The organism is Kitasatospora sp. NBC_00070 (genome assembly GCF_045041205.1).
GTDB lineage: Bacteria > Actinomycetota > Actinomycetes > Streptomycetales > Streptomycetaceae > Kitasatospora.
The window spans coordinates 419,999-442,111 of the sequence record NZ_CP108247.1; the positions used below are offsets into that span (position 1 = coordinate 419,999).

Annotated in this window: 13 protein-coding genes; 5 read left to right on the forward strand and 8 right to left on the reverse strand. The window is 74.0% G+C overall.

What is annotated here, in order from left to right:
- Positions 1 to 39: 39 nt before the first annotated feature.
- Positions 40 to 399 (forward strand): hypothetical protein, encoded by a 360-nt coding sequence (locus tag OHV05_RS02040; RefSeq protein WP_405016011.1) that lies wholly within the window; start codon positions 40 to 42, stop codon positions 397 to 399.
- A 57-nt stretch (positions 400 to 456) separates the two neighbouring features.
- On the opposite strand, the gene OHV05_RS02045 is transcribed toward OHV05_RS02040, so the two are convergent.
- Positions 457 to 1,866: an APC family permease gene (locus OHV05_RS02045; RefSeq protein ID WP_405016012.1), complete on the reverse strand. Its 1,410-nt coding sequence runs from the start codon at positions 1,864 to 1,866 to the stop codon at positions 457 to 459.
- A 464-nt stretch (positions 1,867 to 2,330) separates the two neighbouring features.
- On the opposite strand from OHV05_RS02045, the gene OHV05_RS02050 reads away from it, so the two are divergent.
- Together OHV05_RS02050 and OHV05_RS02055 are read left to right on the forward strand one after the other, a co-directional pair.
- On the forward strand, positions 2,331 to 3,419 hold the full coding sequence (locus tag OHV05_RS02050) for a hypothetical protein (protein ID WP_405016013.1): 1,089 nt from the start codon (positions 2,331 to 2,333) through the stop codon (positions 3,417 to 3,419).
- A 224-nt stretch (positions 3,420 to 3,643) separates the two neighbouring features.
- Positions 3,644 to 5,185, forward strand: coding sequence for a putative Ig domain-containing protein (locus OHV05_RS02055; protein ID WP_405016014.1), 1,542 nt, complete (start codon positions 3,644 to 3,646; stop codon positions 5,183 to 5,185).
- Between the two features lie 59 nt (positions 5,186 to 5,244).
- Here OHV05_RS02055 and OHV05_RS02060 read toward each other — a convergent pair whose 3' ends face one another.
- Positions 5,245 to 6,597 (reverse strand): DUF6777 domain-containing protein, encoded by a 1,353-nt coding sequence (locus OHV05_RS02060; RefSeq protein ID WP_405016015.1) that lies wholly within the window; start codon positions 6,595 to 6,597, stop codon positions 5,245 to 5,247.
- Positions 6,598 to 6,731: 134 nt separating this feature from the next.
- On the opposite strand from OHV05_RS02060, the gene OHV05_RS02065 reads away from it, so the two are divergent.
- Positions 6,732 to 7,988, forward strand: coding sequence for a streptophobe family protein (locus tag OHV05_RS02065; RefSeq protein WP_405016016.1), 1,257 nt, complete (start codon positions 6,732 to 6,734; stop codon positions 7,986 to 7,988).
- A 138-nt stretch (positions 7,989 to 8,126) separates the two neighbouring features.
- Positions 8,127 to 9,662: a dihydrofolate reductase family protein gene (locus OHV05_RS02070; protein ID WP_405016017.1), complete on the forward strand. Its 1,536-nt coding sequence runs from the start codon at positions 8,127 to 8,129 to the stop codon at positions 9,660 to 9,662.
- Here OHV05_RS02070 and OHV05_RS02075 read toward each other — a convergent pair.
- The 6 genes from OHV05_RS02075 to OHV05_RS02100 all read right to left on the reverse strand — a co-directional run bounded on the left by OHV05_RS02075 (position 9,657) and on the right by OHV05_RS02100 (position 21,935).
- Positions 9,657 to 12,335 carry an ATP-binding protein gene (locus OHV05_RS02075; protein ID WP_405016018.1) on the reverse strand — a complete coding sequence of 893 codons (2,679 nt, stop codon included), beginning with the start codon at positions 12,333 to 12,335 and terminating at the stop codon, positions 9,657 to 9,659. The genes OHV05_RS02070 and OHV05_RS02075 overlap by 6 nt on opposite strands.
- A 316-nt stretch (positions 12,336 to 12,651) precedes the next feature.
- Positions 12,652 to 13,197 (reverse strand): hypothetical protein, encoded by a 546-nt coding sequence (locus tag OHV05_RS02080; protein WP_405016019.1) that lies wholly within the window; start codon positions 13,195 to 13,197, stop codon positions 12,652 to 12,654.
- Positions 13,198 to 13,284: 87 nt separating this feature from the next.
- The gene (locus OHV05_RS02085; protein ID WP_405016020.1) at positions 13,285 to 14,931 is read right to left on the reverse strand and encodes an FAD-dependent monooxygenase; all 1,647 of its coding nucleotides are present in this window, start codon (positions 14,929 to 14,931) and stop codon (positions 13,285 to 13,287) included.
- Between the two features lie 90 nt (positions 14,932 to 15,021).
- Entirely contained in the window at positions 15,022 to 16,857 is a 1,836-nt protein-coding gene (locus OHV05_RS02090) for a cholesterol oxidase substrate-binding domain-containing protein (protein ID WP_405016021.1), read from the reverse strand.
- 12 nt (positions 16,858 to 16,869) lie between these two features.
- Positions 16,870 to 17,553, reverse strand: coding sequence for a TIGR03086 family metal-binding protein (locus tag OHV05_RS02095; RefSeq protein ID WP_405016022.1), 684 nt, complete (start codon positions 17,551 to 17,553; stop codon positions 16,870 to 16,872).
- Between the two features lie 95 nt (positions 17,554 to 17,648).
- The gene (locus OHV05_RS02100) at positions 17,649 to 21,935 is read right to left on the reverse strand and encodes a discoidin domain-containing protein (protein ID WP_405016023.1); all 4,287 of its coding nucleotides are present in this window, start codon (positions 21,933 to 21,935) and stop codon (positions 17,649 to 17,651) included.
- Positions 21,936 to 22,113 lie beyond the last annotated feature (178 nt).

A 22,113-nucleotide genomic window follows, 5' to 3' on the forward strand; every position in this document is an offset into this window, starting at 1 on the left:
GACCGGACCGACCCCAGCCCGCCGACCATGGAGCGATGGATGACGAACACGGACCAGTTCGCCGCGGAGGCGGAGCCGGCCCCGGGACCGGTCTGCCCGCGCTGCGAGGAGTCCACCCGGCTGTCCGTCTTCGAGGAGCTGCGCCGACCGGTGCCGCGCTCGACCGGCACCCTCCCGCTGCTCGCCGCGGCCGCCCTCGGGTCGTACGGCGTGGCCCAGTTGGCGGCCGGGAACCCCGTCCTCGCGGCGACCCTGCTCGGCTGCGCGCTGGCGTCCGGGGCGCTGGCCGCCCGGGCGGTCAACGCCGCCCGGACCGGCGAGCTGGCGCAGGTGCTGTACTGCCACCACTGCCTGGTGCGCTTCCGCCCCGGCGACCAGGCGGACCAGGTCCACGGCTGACGGCGCGAGGCCCGGCCCCGTTCCCGGGGCCGGGCCTCGTTGCGGACCGAGCGGGCGTCAGCTCTGCCCGTCCTCCGGCACCGTGATGATCCAGCGGCTGTCCTGCCGCGGCCGCAGGTAGCACACCCAGTACAGGCTGGCGGCGACGGTGATCCCGGCGGTCCAGGCCAGCGCGGTGTGGTCGAGCTGGGTCAGCACGTAGCCGAGCGCCGCGATCAGCAGGACCGGCAGCACCGGCCAGAGCGGCTGGCGCCAGGCCGGCGCGTTCTTGTGGTGCCTGCGGCGGGAGAACAGCGAGGCCACCGCGACCAGCAGGTAGAGCGCCGCGACCGCGACACCGGTGATGTTGGTCAGCAGGTCCTGCGGCACGAAGCAGAGCACCGCGCCGGGGATGCCGACCGCGAGGGTGGAGATCCACGGGGCGCTGAAGCGGTTGAGGGTGCCGAACGCCTTGTTCGCCGGCTCCGGCCAGGCCCGGTCGCGCCCGGAGGCGAACAGCACGCGGGAGTTCTGGATCACCATCACGATGCCGGCGTTGATGATCGCCAGCGCGATGCAGAGGCTGACGAAGGTGCCGACCGCCGAGCCCGACCAGCCGGCCACCAGCGCCGAGATGTCCCCGGCGGAGAGCGCCTCCAGATCGGGCGCACCGACGGTGATCGCGATCACCGGGACCAGGATGATCACCACGGACAGGCCGAGCGTCCACAGCACCGTGCGGGCCACGTTGCGCCGGGGGTTCTCCAGCTCCTCGGAGAGGTAGATCGCGGTCGAGAAGCCCTGGGTGACGAAGAGCGCGGTGCCCATCGCGGCCAGGATCGCCCCCATGCCGACCGCGCTGGTGCCGCCGCCCTCGCCGATCACCGAGCCGTGCAGCAGGCTGCCCACGCCCCGCTCGCTGTGCGAGAAGCCGAGGAAGGAGACCACCGCACAGGCGATCACCTCCAGGACCAGGAAAATGCCGGTCAGCCAGGCGTTGGCGCGCAGGTCCAGCAGGCCCGCCACGGTGGCCGCGATCATCACGGCCGCGCCGGCGATCTTGGGGTCGACGTCGACGATCGGCGCCAGGTACGCGGAGGTCCCGATCGCGATCAGCGAGGGCACGATCATCACGACGATCAGCGACTGGATGAACACCAGCCAGCCGGCGAACCGGCCCGCCAGCGTGCCGACCATGGCGTACTCGCCACCGGCGCTGGGGATCAGGGTGCCGAGCTCGGAGTAACAGAACGCCACCGCGATGCAGATCAGCGAACCGATCCCGATCGCCAGCGCGGTGTAGGTGCCCAGCGACTGGAACAGCTCCGGCACGATCACGAACAGCGAGGACGCGGGCGTCACGCAGGACAGCGTGAGCAGCGTGCCGCCCACCACACCGAGCGAGCGGGCGAGCTTCTTCGGCACATCTGCGGGCGCCTGCGACGCCACCGCCGACACCGGGGGAGAGGAGTCAAGCGTGTCGGTCATGAAAGGGGGTTCCGATCGGCTCGGCGCGACGGCGCGCGGTAGGGCGGTGTGACCGGGAGCGGTATCTCCTCCAGAGGGCTGATGCCGGTGTTCGGTGTGGTCGCTCCCGGTCGCCATGGAAGCGGGCCGCCCGCGTGCCGTCAACGGCCGTCGACCTTCGGAATTCGTTGCCTACCGGCGGGTATCTCCCCGGGGCGGTCACGAACAGTGATCCCGACCGCCGGACATTCATGTGCCATAGCCGCGTCCTGGCGATGAATCCATGGCGAACAGCAGTCGAAGCCTGCGATCGGGCAGAGCTGATCCAGCTTCGCCCACCCACCGCCCGCGCCGCCCCGGACACCGGCCGGACGACGATAACCGCAGCTCAGAGCGGGGAAGTCGTCGATAACGTTTCAGCCGGCGGACGACCTCCGCCACACCGCGTGTCGGAGCGTCCACCCGGCGCCACCACAATGAGCGCCATGAGAATGATCTACGCCTTCACCGGGGTGCTGGTCCTGCTGTTCACCGTCGCCAGCATCCTGCGCACCCTGGTGGTGCCGCGCGGTCTGTACTCCGCACTCGTCCACCGGCTGTGGTCGGGCCTGCGGGCCACCCTCCGGGCGATCACCCCCTTCGGCGGCTACCAGGTGCAGGACCGGGTGCAGACCTGGCTGGCGCCGCTGATCCTGCTCGGCATGCTGACCACCTGGCTACTCGGGATGCTGGTCGCCTACACCCTGCTGCTGCACGGCTTCTCCGAGCTCGGCTGGGCGGTCTCGTTCCGGGAGGCCGGATCCAGTCTGTTCACCCTCGGCTTCGCCAGCGGCGAGCGCCTGCACCTGTCCGCGCTGGACTTCCTGGCCGCCGCCACCGGGCCGCTGGTGATCGCCCTGCTGATCGGCTACCTGCCCACCCTGTACGGGGCGTACAACCGCCGGGAGGTGGAGGTCACCCTGCTACAGTCCCGGGCCGGCGAGCCCGCCTGGGGCCCCGAACTGCTGGCCCGCCAGTCGCTGGTGGACACCGAGACCGCACTGCCCCAGCTCTACCGCGACTGGGAGCGGCTGGCCGCCGACATCGGCGAGGGCCACTCCAACTACCCGGTACTGCTCTCCTTCCGCTCCCCGCAGCCGCACCGCAGCTGGGTGGTCGGCCTGATCGCGGTGATGGACGCGGCCGCCCTGCAACTCGCGGTCTGCCCGAAGGCCGCCCCGCCCGAGGCCCGGCTGGTGCTGCGGGCCGGGTTCACGGCGCTGCGCGACATCGCCCGGACCCAGCGGATCGCCTTCGACCCCGACCCGGATCCGGACGGCCCGATCCGGCTCACCTTCGAGGAGTTCGACGCGGCCGTCGCCCTGGTCACCGCCGGCGGCATCAGCGGCGAGCGGACCGTCACCGAGGCCTGGCCGCACTTCCGGGGCTGGCGGGTCAACTACGAATCCCTGGCCCACGAACTCGCCCGCCGCACCGACGCCGTGCCGGCGCTCTGGACCGGGCCTCGCGACTTCCCCGCCACCCCGATACCGCCGAGCCGGCCGGCCGACCGCCGCCCCCGGCAGCGCACCTGAGCAGCGGATCTCCGACGGATGGTCAACTCCCTTGGGCGGGGCGGTCCTCCGGTGCGTCAACGATCCACCTGTCCGGCCGGTCCGGCGGCCCACCCGCCGCCGGGCACGGTTCAACAGCCAATTCGGTCCAGACAGTTGACCTCATTGATGCGGGCATGGCAGCTTTCTCCGGCCTGGGCGTTCCCAACCGGTTGCGCGCCCGGCGATCCCCCACAAGGAGACCCATGCTCAAGGGACTTACCGCCGGACTCGGCACCGCCGTAGTCGTCGCGGGTCTGCTGACGTCCGCCGTCTCGCCCGCACAGGCCGTCCAGGCCGGCGATCTGACGTCCACCATCGCGCTGAGCAACTGCTCGGCCTCCCTGGTGCGTTACCCCTCCTCGGTCGACGCGGACCGGGCCATGATGCTGACCAACGGCCACTGTCTGCCGACCATGCCGAGCGCCGGCCAGGTCATCCAGAACACCACCGCCAGCCGCTCCGGCACCCTGCTGAACGCGGCCGGCTCCTCGCTGGGCACCGTGAACGCCGACAAGGTGCTGTACGCGACCATGACCGGCACCGACGTCGCGCTCTACCAGCTGACCGACACCTTCGCGTCGATCACCAGCAAGTTCGGCGCCACCGCGCTGACCATCAGCGACACCCACCCGGTCAACGGCTCCTCGATGTTCATACCCTCGGGCTACTGGAAGCAGACCTGGAACTGCTCGGTCAACGGCTTCGTCGACACCCTGCGCGAGGACCAGTGGACCTGGCGCGACTCGATCCGTTACAGCACCGGCTGCAACACCACCCACGGCACCTCCGGCTCGCCGATCGTCGACGCCACCAGCAAGCGGGTGGTCGGGATCAACAACACCGGTAACGACGACGGCGCGATGTGCACGCTCAACAACCCGTGCGAGGTCGCGGCCGACGGCACCACCACGGTCACCAAGGGCCAGAGCTACGGCCAGGAGACCTACTGGTTCACCACCTGCCTCGGTGCCAACCGCGCCATCGACCTCAACGTGGCCGGCTGCCTGCTCACCAAGCCGGCCGGCAGCAGCGTCTCGGTGACCAACCCGGGCAGCCAGACCACCGCGCTGAACGGCTCGGCCAGCCTCCAGATCAACGCCAGTGGCGGCACCGCCCCGCTGACCTTCACCGCCACCGGCCTGCCGACCGGCCTCTCGATCAGCTCCTCGGGCCTGATCACCGGCACCGCCACGGCCACCGGCAGCTACAACGTCACCGTGACCGTCCGGGACGCCGCCAACCGGACCGCCAGCGCCACCTTCAGCTGGACCGTCAGCGGCGGCGGCGGTACCTGCACCCCGGCGCAGTTGCTCGGTAACGCGGGCTTCGAGTCCGGTGCGACCACCTGGACCCAGACCTCCGGTGTGATCGACAACGGCACCAGCAAGCCCGCCCGCACCGGCTCCTACAAGGCCTGGCTGAACGGTTACGGCTCCGCCCACACCGACAGCATCACCCAGACCGTCTCCATCCCGACCGGCTGCAAGGCGACCCTCGGGTTCTACCTGCGGATCGACACCGCTGAGACCGGCACCACCCAGTACGACAAGCTCACCGTCACGGTGAACGGCACCGCGCTGAAGACGTACTCCAACGTGGACGCCATCAGCAGCTACACCCTGCGCACCTTCGACCTCTCGGCCTACGCCGGCCAGAGCGTCACCGTCAAGTTCAACGGCGTCGAGGACTCCTCCCTCGCCACCAGCTTCCTGATCGACGACACCTCGATCAACACCACCAGCTGACCCCCGGTCGGTAACCACACTCCGGACCCCGGCTGCCGCGAGCAGCCGGGGTCCGGGTGCTACCCGGCCGGACCACCGCCCGCCGAGCCGTTGCCGGCCGACGCACCGCCAGGCTGAGCCGGCGTCACCGACCCGGCCGAGCCGCCGGAGCCGCCGCTGCGGGGCGCCCCGACGGACGGACCGGACGAGCCACCCGACGAGCCACCGGCGGACGACGGTGCCGAGGAGGTGCCCTTGCTCGTCGACGCCGACCCGGAGCCCGAGGCCGAACCCGAGGCCGTACCGGAACCGGAGGGCGAGACCGAGGCCGACGGCGAGCCGCCGAGCTGGTGGGCGTACGACTGCCCGCTCGACGGGTCGACCACCACGACGTCCTTCAGCGGGGACGGCGCCGGGCTCACCGCCACCACGTCCTGCTCCCGGAACGACGGCCACGGCGTGCCCGAGAAAGCCTGCGGGGTCACCGACAGCACCGGCGGCAGCAGCGGGTTGCCGCAGGCGCAGCGCACCCGGGGCAGCCCCTTGGCGTCGATCAGCACGGCGGTGCCGCTCTGCAGCACCGCCTGGTACGGCGTCGCCACACCGTTGGCGAAACCGTGGTTGGTCACCCGGGTGTCCACCCGCAGCACCACCGAGGTGAGCGAACGCAGGTAGTCGCCGACCGCGCCCGGGTCGATCCCCTCCACGGCCGCCCAGGCCCTGGCCTTGTCCGGGTTGGCGCCCAGGAACTCGGCCAGCCGGGGCACGTCGCAGCTGGCCACCTGCCGGCTGCCGCCGTACAGGCCGGGGTCAGAGCCCTGCACGGTACGGGCGCCGGCGCCGGTGGCCGAGGCGGTGGTGGCGGCCGTCGCGGTTGAGGCCGCCGTGGTCGCCGCGACCGCGACCGAGCCGGTGAACGGATCGGGTCCGGTGGCCGCGACCGGTTGCAGGGCGACCTGCGGGGCCGCCTCGGTCTTGGTGCCCGAGTCACGGTTGGTCAGCACCACGGTCAGCACGGCGGCGGCCACCACCACGGCGGTCAGCAGCGCGATCAGCCGGGGTCTGCGCCACCAGGCCCGGGGCGGTCGGTCACCGGAAGCCGTCACCAGGGTGCGGCCGCCGGGCGGTTGCCCGCCCCCGCCGGCCAGACCGGTCGAGCCGAGGCCGCTGGAACCCGCCACCGTCCCGCCACCGGTCGGCGGTTCGCCCGCCGAGGGACCGGAGAGCGGGCCGGAGGGCGGACCGGCCGCGCTCCCGCCCGAGGTCGGCGGCCCACCGGTACCGCCCGGCTCGGACGCCGGGCCGCCCGGGGGCACCGTCGGCGGGCCGGACGGCGGCTCGGACGGCGGCGGTTGCGACGGCCGTCCTTCCTGCGGCGGCCGCCCTTCCGAAGGGTCGGACGGCGGCGGATCGGACGGCGGTTGGGAACTCACAGCCTGCCTCCACACCTGGTCTCCCCCGCTGCTCCATTGTCCGGGCGCCCGCCCCCGGCGGCTCGCCGGAGACCGCCGGTTGGCCCAAGCTGGGGTGATCGGACCACGGCACCGCAGGTCCGCCAGGAGGCACCATGCAGCCGACCGAGCACTCGGCCCGCCCGGGCCGGTGGACCCCTTGGGCGGACGCCCTGCTGGCCGCCCTCGGCACCCTGGCCGCGATGACCGCACTGGCCGCCCTCGGGCTCTGGTCGGCCGGCGCCGACCAGCTGCCCGGCGCCTTCCCCGCCGTGGTGGCCGCCACCGTGCTGATGGCGGTCGGCGTCCCGGTCCAACTCACCGGCGGCGCGGCCTTCCTGGCCGAGGCGCACGGCGGGCTCGCCGCGCTGCCGCTCTCGGTCACCCTGCTCGGCGCGCTGACCCTGGCCCGGCTGTTCCTGCGCCCGCTCCGGCTCCGGGCGGTGGCCACCCCGGGCGAACTGGCCGCCCGGGCGGCCCGTACGGCGGTGCTCTGGCTCGCCCTGCTGCTCCTGCTCCGGCTGCCCGCCCACCAGAGCTTCACCGTCCGCACCGGCGACCCGCTGGCCGACAGCCTGGGCGCGGCCTTCGGCGCGGCACCCACCGTCGGCTTCCGGACCGACCTGCCGCCGACCCTCGGTCTCGGCCTGCTCTGGCTCGCCCTGGTCCTGCTGCTGACCATGCTCGCCGCCCGCAGCGCGCCGCTGCCGCCGGCCCTGCTCCGCTACCGGGCGGCCGTCCGGCCCGCCGCCCACGCGGTGCTCACCCTCCTGCTCGGCACAGTGGCGCTCGCCCTGGTGGGCGGACTGGTCTCGGCGGCCGTGGACGGCCACCCGCGCCAGACCCTCGCCGTGGTCCTGCTGGCGCTGCCCAACCTGGCCTGGCTCGCCCTCGGGCTCGGCTTCGGCGCGTCCTGGCACGGCTCGGTCGGCGGCGACCTCGGCCTGCCGGTGCCCCGGCTGCTGACCGACGTGCTGCGCACCCAGGACGGCCGGGACGTCACGCTCGACCTCCGCGCGCTGGCCGTCCAGGACGGCCGGGCCTGGCTGCTCGCGCTGCTGGTCGCCGTCCTGCTGCTGCTCACCGGTCTGGGCGCGGCCCTGCACTCGCCGCCCGGCCTGCCGCTCCGGCGGTACGCCGCCCAGCTGGCGGCCGCACTCGCCGTCGCCATGCTGCTGATCGGCCTGCTGACCCGGATCTCGGCCGAGGTCGGCCTGTCCCTGCTCGGCTTCGACGCGGCCGGCGGCGGCGTCTCGCTCACTCCCCGCCTGCTGCTCGCCGTCCCGCTGGCCGCCGCCTGGGGCGCCCTCGCGGGCCTGCTCGGCGCGCTCGCCGCGCGCCGGCTCCGCCGCCGCACCCCGGACCACCGGTAGGGCGACCGGCCACGCCGACCCATCGCCGACGGACCGACGACCGGTCACATTACGTCGGGGTGACCGATGCCCGGCACCGGGCCGCCGACCTACCGTCAATGACGTCACCCCAAGCCCCACCCCCCGAAAGCAGGACGTGTGCGTCAGCTCACCTATTACGTCGGCAGCACCCTCGACGGCTTCATCGCCGGTCCGGACGGGCAGTTCGACTTCTTCCCCTTCGAGGGCGACCTCGCCGCCGCGCTGGTGGCCGAGTTCCCCGAGACCATCCCGGCCCACGGCCGTGGCCCGCTGGGCCTCGACGGGGTCGCCAACCGGCGCTTCGACACGGTCCTGATGGGCCGCGCCAGTTACGAACCCGGCCTCGCGGCCGGCGTCACCAGCCCCTACCCGCACCTGCGCCAGTACGTCTTCTCCCGCTCCCTCGCCCAGCTCGACCCGGCGGTGCAGATCGTCGCCGGGGACCCGGTGGCGTTCGTCCGCGACCTCAAGCGGCAGGACGGCGCGGGCATCTGGCTCTGCGGCGGCGCGGACCTGGCCGGGCAGCTGCTGGGCGAGATCGACGAACTGATCGTCAAGCGCTACCCGGTCGTGATCGGCTCCGGCGTCCCGCTGTTCCGGGCGCCGTTCCTCCCCACCCGGCTGACCCTGACCGACTCCCGCGTCTTCAACACCGGCGCGACCATCACCACCTACGCGAACACCCCGGAGCCGAGCCCCATGCTGTTCCGTCCCACCACCGGGGCCGACCTCGACCGCGTCACCGCCGTGACGGTGGACGAGCCGATCGGCTGGATCGCCGCCGACCGCTACCTGGAGGAGCTCGGCGAGGGCATGTACCGGCCCGAGTGGACCTGGATCGCCGAGCAGGACGGCCGGGTGGTGGCCCGCGCCCTGTGGTGGGGGCAGGCCACCAGCGAGCACCCGGTCGCCCTGGACTGCCTGTACGTCGACCCCTCCGTCCCCGACCGCGCGGCGGTGGCCGCCGAACTGGTCACGGCCGGCCTGCGCGCCTTCGCCGAGCAGGGCGCGGACAAGCTCCCGCTGTACAACGTGACGCTGCCGACCGGCTGGCGCGAGGACCCGGCCGTGGTCGCCGCGCTGACCTGGCGTCAGCAGGCCGCCCGGGCCGCCGGGCTCACCGACGAGGTGGAGCGGCTGCGCCTGGAGTGGACCCCGGACGACGGCCTGCCGACCGCCGGCGGGCGGCTGACCTTCAGCGAGGGCACGGACGAGGAGTTCCTCGACGTCTTCCGCCGGATCGCGGTCGGCAGCCTGGACGGCGAGACCCGCCGGAACCTGGCGCTGATGGGCCCCGAGGCCACCGCCCAGGAGGAGGTGGACTTCTACCTCGGCTGCCCGGGCGAGCGCTCCTGGTGGCGCCTGGCCCGGACCCCCGACGGGCAGGTCGCCGGGCTGGCCCTCCCGTCGGCCACGCCGTACAACCGCAACGTCGGCTACCTGGGTGTGGTCCCGGAGCTGCGCGGCCAGGGGTACGTCGACGAGGTGCTCGCCGAGATCACCCGGGTGCAGGTGGCGGCGGGCGCCGAGCTGATCACGGCCACCACGGACACCGACAACGCCCCGATGGCCGCTGCCTTCGCCCGGGCCGGCTACCGGACCGCGCAGACCCGGATGATCTACTCGGTGCCGGAGCGCGCCCCGGTCTCATGAGGCCAGCAGGGTGGCGAGTTCGGTGCGGGAGCTGACGCCCAGTTTGGGGAACGCGCGGTAGAGGTGGTGCCCGACCGTACGGGGGCTCAGGAACAGCTGGGCGGCGATCTCCCGGTTGCTCGCACCGGACGCCGCCAGCCGCACCACCTCGCGCTCCTGCGGGCTGAGCAGGCTGATCGGCCCGTCCGTACGGACCGTCAGCACGGTCTCCCCGCCCGCCGCGGCCAGCTCCGCCCGGGCCCGGACCGCCCAGGGTTCGGCGCCGAGCTGCTCGAACGTCTCCAGCGCGGCGCGCAGGTGGTCCCGGGCGTCGATCTGGCGGCGCAGCCGGCGCAGCCACTCCCCGTAGAGCAACGCGGTGCGGGCCCGGTCGTACCCGCTGCCGCCCTCGTGCAGGGCCAGGGCCGCGCGGAAGTGCTCCTCGGCCGCACTGTCGGGGCCGGTCAGCGCCCGGCAGCGGCGGGCCAGCGCGGAGAGGCCGGGCTGTTCCAGCGCGGCGGCCCACTCCCCCAGCACCCGGGCCGGCTCCACCGCCCGCTCCGGGCGGCCGGCCCGGCCCGCCGCCTCGACCAGGTCGGGCAGCAGGGACAGCGCGAGCAGCGGGTGGTCCGTCCCGCGCCGCGCCGCCTCCAGCGGTTCCAGGGCCGCCTCCGCCCGGCCCAGGCCGAGTTCCAGCAGGCCCAGGGCCCAGTCGGCGTCCGCCGAGGCCCGGCCGACCCCGCGCGGGCGGCTGTACGCCAGCGCCGTACCGGCCAGGGCGCGGCTCTGCTCCTCCTCGCCCCGGAGGCCGGCCAGCAGCGCCAGCACGGCGCGCAGATGGGCGGCCCGGTGCGCGAGGTCGTAGTACTCGGCCAGTCCGAGCGCCTCGGTGGCGTGCGCCGACGCCTCGTCGAACCGGCCGAGCGACAGTTCGGTCAGGGCCAGCAGGTGCAGCGTGGTGGGCAGCCAGCCGCTGACGCCCTGGTCGCGGCAGACGGCCACCGCACCGACGGCGGCCTCCCGCGCGGCCCGGTGATCACCCGTCAGCCGGCAGTGGATCCCGGTCATCAGCCGGTCCATCACGCCGGTGGCCGGGTCCTGGCCCTGCTCCACCAGCGTGCGCAGCGCGGCCAGCGCCCCGGGCACGTCGCCGCCGAACAGCCGGGCGGGCACGGCGAGTACGGGCAGCTCCGGGGCGCGGGCGGCGATCTCCGCGATCAGCGTGGCGCTCCCGCCGGAGTAGGCCGCGTGCACCGCGTCGGTGAGCACCTCGGCGATCGCCTCCGGGCGGTCGGCGGCCGGGTCGACGCTGTCCAGCAGGATCCGGGCGGCCGTCTCCGGCCTGCGGTAGCCGAGTTCGACCACCGCCCTGGCCCGCGCGAGGCCGGCCGCCACCTCGGGGTCCGCCAACGGCGTCGGGACCTGGTCGGCCAGGGCGCCGCACCGCTCGTCCTGTCCGGCGTCGGCGGCCTTCTGCGCCGCCTGGACCAGTCGGCGGGCCCGCAGGCCCGGGTCCGCGGTGAGCTGGGCGGCGCGCTCGTGGGCGGCCGAGGCGGACGCCATCGCCTGTCGGCTCCCGGCCCACTCGGCGACCCGTTCCAGCTCCTCGGCCACCTGCTCGTCGGGCCCGGTCGACGCGGCGGCCAGGTGCCAGGCCCGCCGGTGCGCCTGGCCGGTGGCGCCGAGCGCCGCCGCCAGCGCCCGGTGCGCGGCGATCCGCCGGGCCAGCGGGGCGCCCTGGTACGCCGCGTACCGCACCAGCGGGTGCCGGAACCGCACCGCCGCCCCGGAGAGCGCCACGAGCCCGGCGCGCTCGGCGGGTTCGAGGTGCTCGACCGCCGCGCCGAGCTCGGCGGCCGCCCGCAGCACCACGGTGAGGTCCCCGGTGTCGTCGGCGGCGGCCACCAGCAGCACCAGCTGGGCGGGCTCGGGCAGCCGCCGGATCTGCTCCAGGAATCCGTGCTGGATCCGGCCGGGCAGCCCGGCCGCCTCCGGCAGCGCCAACGGGCCCAGCCGACCGGCCCGTTGAGCCGGGGTGAGGGCGCCGGCCAGCTCGATCAGGGCCAGCGGGTTGCCCCGGGCCTCCTCGATCACCCGGTCCGCGACGTACGGCGGCAGGTCGGGCACCAGCTCGGCGGCGGCCGTCCGGTCGAGGCCCTCGACCAGCAGCTGCGGCAGCCCCTTCACGGCCGCGCCGGGCGCCCCGTCGCGGACCGCGAACAGCATCACCACGCCCTCCGCCCGCAGTCGGCGCGCGGCGAACGTCAGCAGGTCCACCGACGGCTGGTCGACCCACTGCGCGTCGTCGACCAGGCAGAGCAGCGGGCCGTCGGCCGCGGCCTCCGACAGCATGGTGAGCACCGCGAGGCCGACGGTGAACCGGTCCCGGACGCCGTCGGCGGTCAGCCCGAAGACCGCCCGGAGCGCTGCGGCCTGCGGCTCCGGCAGCGTCCCGACCAGGTCCAGGACGGGCAGGAACAGCTGGTGCAGGCCGCCGAAGGCCAGCTCCATCTCGGACTCGATGCCCTCGACCCGCAGCACCCGCAGGCCGTCCGCCCGCCCGGCGGCCCAGTCCAGCAGCGCGGTCTTGCCGATGCCGGCCTCGCCGTGCAGCAGCAGGACGCCACTGGTCCCCTGCCGGGCGTCGGCGAGCAGCCGCCCGATCCGGTCCCGCTCCGTGTTCCGCCCCCGCACGCCGTGCCCCTGTCCGCTCTGTTCCGATCGTCCCGCCCTGGGCGGGCGCTTCGGGGCCATTCTCACTGGTCAGGGGCGTCCTGACCAACGGCGGGGCGAGCGCGGCCGGAGCCCGGGGGCAGGGGGTTGCCCAGGGCTCCGGCCGTGGGAGGGGTCGACCGCTGGAGGAACGGCCGACCGGCCCGGCGGCCCGCAACTCGGGGGTGGTGGGGGCCGCCGTGCCCGGAATGCTAGACCCCCGCCGAGAGCAGCGAAAGAGCTGTGACCAGGCATTTTCCGGGCGCGAACATGCCAGCGGGTGCCCTCGGCCGCCGACTCAGCCGGTCGCTCCGCCGGATCTAGCGATGGTCACCAGCCGGTCGGCGAGCCGGCGGACCAGACCGGCGGCGGCGCCCAGGAACTCCTTGCGCTCCGGCAGACCGGCCGCGCTGCCGAAGCTCGGGGCGAAGTGGTAGCCGAGCAGCGCGGAGGCGCAGGCGGCCGCGTCCCGCGCGGCGGCCAGGGTCTCGACGTCCGGGTGCTCCTCGTCCGGACCGGCGGCCCGGCCGAGGTCACCGACCAGCAGGCTGGTCCGCAGCATCAGCACCAGCCGCTCGTGGTCGGGCAGGTTCGGCGACGCCCCCGCCACCACCTCCTCGCGCACCGGCCCGTACGCCTGCCGCAGCGCCGCCAGGTCCTCGCCGGCCTGCGCGGCGGTGGTCTCCGCCGCCACCAGGTGCGCTTCGGCGGCGCCCAGCAGCGCGGTCGCCAGCATCACCGCCCGCACCTCGTCGCCGACCACCTCGTCCGGCCGCCATTCGATCCCCAGCACCGCGAGTGCTTCGCGCAGTTGGTCGGCGTGGTCGCGTGCGTGGTCCACCATGCGGGGTCCCTTCCCGGAGACGATCCTCAGACTCTACGAACGTCACGGCCGGAACGGCTCACCGGCACCGCCTCCGGCGGTCCGCCGTCACCCGGGCACCGACAGCGCCGCGAGGTAGTCCGCCAGCGCGGCCCCGGTGCCGGCGAGCGGGAAGCGCGCACCGAGCTGCCCGTCCGGCCTGACCACCAGCCCGGTCGGTCCGTCGAGGCGGTAGAGCCGGGCGAACTCCCCGGCGGCGTCCCGGAATCCGGGGATGCCCAGGGCGTCGGGGTCGACCGGCCCGGCCTCCCGGGCCAGCACCGCGACGGCCACCGGCCGGGCCCCGGCGTCCGGCATCCCCGCGGCCGCCACCGCTTCGGCCGCCCCGGTCAGGCCCTCGGCGCCCGCCGCGTACAGCAGCACCACGTGCCCCGGGCGCCCGCGCAGGAGGTCGAGCAGGCGCAGCGGGTACCTGGCCAACGGCGCCGTCAGCCCGCCGCAGTCCGGCGCCCGGTCCCCCGGCTGGGGCGCGTCGGCCGGGCCGTACGGGCGGCCCGCCAGCGGCCCGCCCCGGTAGCCGACCAGCAGTTGGGCCTCGCACAGCAGCAGGGTCCGCGGGTCGGTGGGGTCGGCCTCGATGCCCCGGGTGGCATGCCGCACCGTTCGGCCCACCACCTCCTCGCCGACCGGTCGGCGCTCGGCGTCGTAGCTGGCCAGCAGCCCGGGGCCGGCCTCGCCGCGCACCACCAGGGCGAGCTTCCAGGCCAGGTTGCAGGCGTCCTGGATGCCGGTGTTCATGCCCTGCGCCCCGGTGGGCGGGTGGATGTGGGCGGCGTCGCCCGCGACGAAGACCCGGCCGTCGCCGTACCGGTCGACGATCCGGTGGCTGATCCGGAAGACCGAGGACCAGCGCATCCGCCCGAGCACCGTCGGGCTCGGCGCCAGCCGGTCCACCACCGCCTGGACGTCGGACAGCTGCGGCCCGCCGCCCGCCAGACCGTGCGCCACGCCGTCCCCCTGCCCGTCCGGCCGGGCGGCGAGCCCGGGCGGGACCAGCATCGACATCCGGTAGCGGCCCGCGCCGGGCAGCGGGACGCAGACCAGCAGGTCGTCGGTGGAACCGTCCGCCGCGCGGTGGCTGGACCGGACGGCGTACCCGGCCGGCAGGTCCCAGTCGGCCTCGACGTCGGCCAGCATGTACTCCTCGGGGAACGCCCCGCCCTCGAAGCGGAGGCCCAGCCCCTTGCGGACCACGCTGTGCGCCCCGTCGCAGCCGATCAGCCAACCGGCCCTGACCTCCTCCTCCGCCCCGGAGGCGGTGCACAGCAGCGCCGTCACCCCGTCGCGGTCCTGACCGAACGTCAGCAGCTCCGTGCCGCGCTCGACGGCCGTGCCCAGACCGGCCAGGTGACTCTCCAGCAGCCGCTCGGTCTCGTACTGCGGCAGCGCCGCGAACCCGTACGGCACCTCGGGCGGCAGCGCGAGGTCGAGCCGCGGCTGCTCCCGGCCGTTGACCCAGCCAACCTGGCCGCGCAGCGGGACGGCGGCCTCCAGGAACGCCCCGGCCAGACCCATCCGGTCCCAGATCTCCAGCGTGCGCGGCTGGATGCCGACCGCCTTGGCGTACGGGAGGCGGGCCGGCAGCCGGTCCACCAGGCGGCAGCGCACGCCGTGCTGCCGCAGTCCGATCGCCGCACTCAGGCCGACCGGGCCGGCGCCCGCGACCAACACGTCCAAGCTGTGGGTACGCACCACGGGTACCTCCAGTGCCCGACCCCGGACCGGCCCCGCCTCCCATCCTCGCCCGGCTGAGCACCCCGGGCACCCCGGGGTGCGGGTGCCCCGTCAGGACCGGAGCAGCCCGTCCAGGAAGGCGTTGCCGAAGACCCGGTGCGGGTCGTGCCGGTCCAGCACGGCGACCGCCTCGTCCCAGCCCGGGCCCTCGCTCACCCGGAGGCTGTCCGGGATCACCCGGCCGAGCACGTCCGGGTCGGCCCAGGCGCCGTCCTCGGTGTAGGCCCAGCCCTTGGACCACTCGACCCGCAGCCCGGCCCGGCCACCGTCGAAGCTGCGCAGCAGGGCCTGTTCGAGGTCGCGGCAGAACCGGTGCAGCCCTGGGGTGCCGGGCAGGCTGAGGATGTCGACCCAGACCGCGGTGTCCCACTCCGGGTGGGCCGGGTCGGGCCGGACGGCGGAGAGCAGCGGCGGCCGGGCACCGGGCACGCCGGAGCCGGCCGGGTCGTCCAGCCCGGTCGCCCGGATCTCGACGGCTCCGTTCACCGGGTACTCGCCGCGCTGCTGGTACTCCGTCAGCAGCCGCTGGTAGGCGGTGGTGAACTCGCTGACCGCCCACTGGAGATCGGCCCGCCGGACCAGCACCGCGTACCCGCTGGCGGTGACCCGCAGCGTGGTCGGCCGGACGTACTGGAGCACCGCCCTGGAGGGGCCCCAGAGGTCGGAGCGCAGGCCGTCCGCGAGCAGGTGGCTGAGCAGGTCGCCGGTGAGCAGGCTGCGCAGCAGGCCGGAGGAGAGCAGCACGTCGGTCAGGTCGCCGGTGAGGCCGATCTTGGTGATCAGGAACTGGAGTTGGCCGAAGGTCGGGGCCAACCCCCAGGCACCCGCGACCAGTTGTCCGGCGAGCTCGGCCACCGGCTTCGGGATGTTGTCGGAGAAGGGGTAGTTGTACGGCTCGGCGACGCTGCGGGCCGCGAACGGGCGGTTCGGGGTGACCCGCCAGGTCTTCAGCCAGGGGTTCGAGGTGAAGGCGTACCAGATCGCCTCGGCCCGCCCGTCCCGGTCGACGAAGTCGGCGAACGTCCGGTTGCCGGATCCGCCCGGCGCGGCGAAGAGTTCGGTGGCCGGGACGTCCGTCCGGCTGACGCAGCGCAGGTTCCGGTCGGCACCGACCCGGAGCACCACCTCGGTCAGGAAGGCCCGGCCCAACTGGACCAGGAACGCGGCGCTGTCGGCCTCGGACCGGTCGAACTCCCGCAGTACGTACCGGCCCTGGCCCTGGTCCCAGACCACCGCGGTGAGCGCGACGACCTGGTTGCTGACCGAGCCGTAGCCGTGCCCGGCGGGCGCGGTCTCGCCGACGGCCGGGACGGCGGTGCCGTGGCCCCCGACGGCCAGCACACCGCCGACGGTGAGGTCGCCGGGGGCGGGGCAGCCGGTGACGCCGAGGCCGTGCCCGGCCAGGTGGCCGAGCAGGTCCTCCATCGAGGCGCCGGTCTGCACCCGGACGGTCGGGGCGCCGGCCACCGAACTCCCGGTCAGCGCCATCGCGGTGAGGTGCTGGGTGGTGTCCACCAGCAGCACCCGGGCCGAGGCCGGGGTGCCCGGCGCGACGGTGAGCGGCGCCCAGCCGTGCCGGTGGCCCTGCGGGCGCAGCCGCCAGCCCGCGCCGCGCGCCCAGTCGGCGAGTTCGGCGACCTGCTGCGGGCGGTCCGGCGCGCAGACCCAGAGCGGGTCGGTCCGGACCTCCCCGGCCCAGTTCTCGTACACCCGCTGGTACGGCACCAGACCGGCCGGCAGTCCGGCCGGCGCGGCGCCGACCGCCTGCGCGTGGTCCGGCCCCACGGTGCCGCGCAGCAGCCAGGCGGCGCCACCGCCGCCGAGTGCGGCGAGCGCCTTACGGCGGGTCAGTCCGGGGGTGCTGTCGTACTGCTGTCGGCTCGTCACGCTCCGACGCTATCAACGGAGGGGTTCGGGACGTGGGCGTTCAACATCATCCGCAGCCGGGCGGCCGTACCCGTCAGGCCCGCCCCACTGCGGGGAGCGGCCCAGGGCGACCAGGATCCGGTCCAGCGGGCTCGACCCCGGCTCGGCGGGCAGGGCTGGTTCGAAGGCGCTGCCGGGGGCCAGCCGGGAGTCGTCGTCGGGGACGGCCAGCGCCACCACCAGGGCGGCGTCCAGCAGTTCGGGGTCGGCGTGGTAGTCGAGCCCGAGGGTGGCGGCCAGGTCCCAGCCGTGCGCCACGGCGTCGACCAGGTGGAAGCCGACGGCCCGGCCCGCCGGGAACGGGAGCGGGCTGCTGAACTCGGGCAGGGCGAACAGCGGTTCGGGCCCCGCCAGTTCGGCGAAGGCGGCCAGCGCCTCGGCGGCGGCCGCCTCGTGACGCTTCGGCAGGTCGTCCGTGACCGGCCCGACCGCCCACCGGTCGGGTTCGCCGCCCCGCCCGCGTGCCGCGGCGGCGAAGCCCAGGTGCTGGGCGGTCAGGTGGGCGAGCAGCTCGCCCAGCGTCCAGGCGGCGCAGGGGGTGGGCCGGACGAAGTCCTCGGGGGTGATCCGGTGGGCCAGGTCGAGGCTGATCCGGACCGCCAGCGCGTCCAGGCGACGCAGTCGGTCGAAGGCTTCCGGCTCCATGGTGAAAGGCATGTCCTGACGATGTTGCCGGGGTGGGTCGGGAGTCAAGTGCGTTCGGAGCGGCCCCGGCCGGCGGACGGATCCCCGCCGGCCGGGGCCGCCCGGGACTACTGGGTGGTGATGGTGAAGGAGGTGCCCGGCTGGCGGACGACGTCCCCGGTGGCCGAGTTGGTGACGGTCACGTTCGACAGGGTCGCACTGCCCCGGGCGCCGGACATCGCCAGGACGCCCGCGCCGTTGTTGGACTTGTCGATGCTGACGTTCGAGATCCTGACGTCGGGGACGGTCCCGCCGCCGGTCTTGAACTGGATGCCGTCGTACGTGCTGTCGTGGATCTCGGTGTCCCGGATCACCACGCCCGGGATGTCCAGGTTGGCGGCGAACAGGGTGAGTGCGCCGAACTCCTGGTCCTCGTTCCAGAACGCCCCGCCGCTGCGGTAGATCGCGTTGTTGGCGATCAGCGTCTGCCCGGAGAAGGGCAGCGGGTCGTGGTCGGTGGCGAGCATGATGCCCGGGTAGTTGGCGGTGTCGTAGACCAGGTTGTTCTCGATCTTGTTCCCGTAACCGCCGTAGACGGCGATCCCGGTGGCCCGCCACGGGAGTTGGATGGTGTTGTTGGTGAAGCTGTTGTCGTGGCCGATGTCCACCGAGGTGTTCTTGACGTACTTGTTGGCCCAGACCGCGAGCGCGTCGTCCCCGGTGGTCCGGAAGGTCGAGTTGAACACCTTGGAGTTGCGGGTGCCGTTGGAGAGGTTGATCCCGTCGGCATAGGTGTCCCTGACCCGCATGCCGGTGAACTGGAGCCCGTCCGCCGGGCCCCACAGGTCCGGGATGTTGTCGTAGTCCCGGCCCACCCAGACGCCGACGTTGGCGTGCTCGATCCAGACGTTGCTGATCTTCGTGTTCTTGCCGAACCGGCCGTTCAGTCCGACGCCGCCCTCCGACCCGTCCGGGCCGCCCCGGATCCGGCCGGACCCGAAGATCGCGAGGTCGGAGATCTGGGTGTTGTCGTCGATGTCGAAGCCGAAGTTGCCCTCGTGCGGGTGGTTGATGCTGCCGGTCGCCAGGTGCGGCTCGGTGAGCGTGTAGAGCTGCGAGTGCCACATGCCCGCACCGCGGATGGTGACGTCCCGGATGCCGACCTGGTTGTAGGTGCCCCGGTTCAGCGGGTCGTCGGTGAGGATCTTCTTCTCCTGGCGCCACTGGCCCGCCGGGATCCAGACGCAGGCGATGCTGCCGTTCTGATCCGCCGTCACCGCCGCCTGGATCGCGGTGGTGTCGTCCAGACCGTCGTCGGGCACGGCGCCGAAGTCGGTGATCGAGCTGCACTCGGCCGGCTTGGCCGTCGGCGGGGCCACCTGCTCCAGGTCGACCAGGTCGACCGCGTAGAAGGCGGCGGTGTCCCCGGCGTCGCGCTGCAGGCGGAACTTCGTCCCGACCGGGTAGCTCTGCGGGAGCAGCGCGTGCGCCTCGTCGAACAGCCGGCGGGCGTCGGCCTGCGGGGTGTTGGTGAGCCCCTCCGGCTGGTCGGTGGTGCCGTACAGCCAGCTGTGCTTGGACGACAGGTTCAGCTTCTGCACGAAGGTGCCGTTGACGTAGAGGCTGAGCGTCGCGTCGGCGCCACCGCCGCCCGCCGTGTCCGGGATCGAGTTGCGCACCACGATCGAGTTGGTCGGCACGGTCGAGGTGATCTCGACGTACTGGCCGGTGCTGGTCAGCCGGACGGACCTGCGGCCGGAGGACTCGGAGGCGAAGTTGGTGTGCCCGAAGGTGCGGGTGGCGTCCGCCTGGAGCAACTCGCCCTGGTACTGGCCGTCCTCGGCCTCGTACGAGGTGTACGGCGCGGCCGCGCCCCGGCCGACCACGATCGGCCTGGCCAGGACGTTGTTGGTCTCGTTGGTCTCCGTCGCGGTGCCGGTCGCGTCGGCCGTGACGGTGATCGTCGCGCCGCCGCTGACGGCCGTCCAGCTGCCGGTGACCGGCAGGCTGACGGTCTGTCCCGCCGCGACCGCCGGGGTGGCGGTGTTCAGCGTGGCCGTGCCGACCGTCAGGCGGGTGACGCCGGCCGGTGCCGGGTCGATGCCCCGGTTGCGCAGCTGCACGGTGAACGAGGTGGGCGCACCGGCGGCCGGGCTCGCCGGGTTCGGGGTGACGTCCAGCACCTCCAGGTCCGGGCCCGGTGCCTGGGTGACGGTGATCGGGGAGCTCGCGGCCAGCAGGTTGTTGTCCTCGTTCCGCTCCCGGACGGAGTTGTCGGCGTCCACCCGGGCGCTCGGCAGATAGCTGCCCTGCGGGCGGGTGCCGATGTTCTTGGACACCGTCACCGACTCGCCGACGGCCAGGGCCGGCAGCGCCGTGCTGTCGGCGAGCGCGCCGCCGAGCAGGAAGTCGATGGTGTCGGCGGGGGCGGGGAGGGTGCCGATGTTCTTCACGGTGGCGCGCAGCGTCAGGGCGGTGACCTCGTTCGGGGTCGCCGGGGTCCACGACACGTCGGTGACCGTCAGGTCCGGGTTCGGCGCGGGGGTGCCGATGACCTGGAGCTCGGCGACCTGCCCGGCGGGCGCGCCGGTGTTGGCGGCGATGCTCAGCCGGAGGTCGGCGACCCGCGAAGTGACCGGGATGGTCACGGTGTTGGCCCCGCTCGCCGGGTCGAAGCGGTAGTCGGCGGCCGCCTTCAGACTGGTGAAGCCGGTGGCACCGTCCTCCCGTCCGAGCACCTGGATGTTCTGGGTCCGGGCGCCCCACGCCGGGTCGGGGTTGAGCTTCACCACGACCCGCTGGAGGTCGGCGTTCGCGCCCAGCCTGACCGTCAGGGTGCTGGGCAGCGCGCCGGCGGCGCCCTCCCAGTAGGTGGTCACGTTGTTGTCGTTGGCGTTCGCCGGAGCGAAGGTCCAGGCCTGCCCGGACGCCTCGATCGGCTTCCCCGCCGCGAGGTTGGTCCCCGGCGTGCCGGGGTCGCCGGGGCGGGTGACCGAGCTGCTCGGGTCGGACTGGTTGCCGGCCGCGTCCCTGGCCCGCACGGTGTACGTGACGGTCGCCGAGGCGGGCTGGCTGTCGGTCCAGGTCCGGACGGTGGCGGCCACACTCGCCTTCAACTGCCCGTCCGCGTAGACGTCGTAGCCGGTGACACCGACGTTGTCGGTGGACGCGTCCCAACTCAGCCTGATCTGCCCGGCGGCGGGCTCGGTGTAGGCGAGGTTGCCGGGCGCGGTCGGCTTGACGGTGTCACCAGGGCTCTCACCGGGCCGGGTCACCGGCGCGCTCGGGTTGGACTGGTTACCGGCCGCGTCCTTGGCCCGCACGGTGTACGTGACGGTCTCCGCGGCGGGGCGGCTGTCGGTGTAGGTCAGCACGTCGCCCGCCACGCCAGCCAGCAACTGCCCGTTGGCGTACACGTCGTAGCCGCTCACCTTGACGTTGTCGGTGGCCGCGCCCCAGGCCAGCCTGATCTTCCCGGGCTCCGGCTGGCTGTACGTCAGACCGGTCGGCGCGGTCGGCGCCTGGGTGTCACCGCCGACCGGTCCGTACGCCTCGAACTCGGACACCTGGCCGGCCGGCCAGGCGCTGTTGGCGGTGAACAGCAGCCGGAGGTAGCGGGTGGTGCTGGTGGGCAGCGAGACCGTGACGACGTTCCCGGCGGCCGGGTCGAAGCTGTAGGCGGCTGCGGCCAGCAGGTCGGTGAAGGAGCTGCCGTCGGTGGAACCCTGCACCTTCAGGGTCTGGCTGCGCTGCTCCCAGCCGCTCGGCAGCTTCAGCACCAGCCGGTTGACCTGCGCCGCCGCGCCCAGGTCGCCCTGGATCCACTGCGGGAAGGCGTTGGCCGAGCTCTCCCAGTAGCTGGCCTGGCCGCCGTCCGCGGCGTTCCCGGCCGGGTAGGCGCCGACCGCGCTGCTCGCGCTGAGGGTGCGGCCCTGGAGCAGGTTGGCCGAGGCGGCGGTCGCTCCGTACACCTCGAACTCGGAGAACTGGGCGGCCGGCCAGGCGCTGTTCGCCGCGACCTGGACCCGTACGTAACGGGCGGTGGTGGCCGGGAAGTTGATCCGGACGGTGTTGCCGCTGCCCTGGTCGAAGACATAGGCCGCCGAGCCGACCACGGTGCCGAAGGCGGCCCCGTCCGTGGAGCCGAGCACGGTCAGGGTCTCGGAGCGGCTCCCCCAGCCGACCGGCAGCTTGAGCGCCACCTGGTCGATCGGCACGGCGCTGCCCAGGTCGACCTGGACCCACTGCGGGAGCGCGCCGTTGCCGCTCTCCCAGTAGCTCGCCTGGCTGCCGTCGTTGACGTTGCCGACCACGTACTGGCCGTTGGCACTACTGGCACTCACCGCCTTCCCGGCGGCCAGGTTGGGGCCACCCGCCGCGTGGACCGGCGGCAGCGGCCCCGCGAGCAGGAGCATTCCCACCACGGTCGACGTCGCCGTCAGCCGCGGGAGTATGCGCTTCGATCTCATGACATCCCTCTGTCTCTCGATAGGTGGGGGAGGTGGGAGTCGAGAAATTGACTGTCTTTTGTTGGCTTTTTGCGTGAGGATACCCAAGAGTTACAGGGGGATGACGAGAGTGTCAACGGATCCG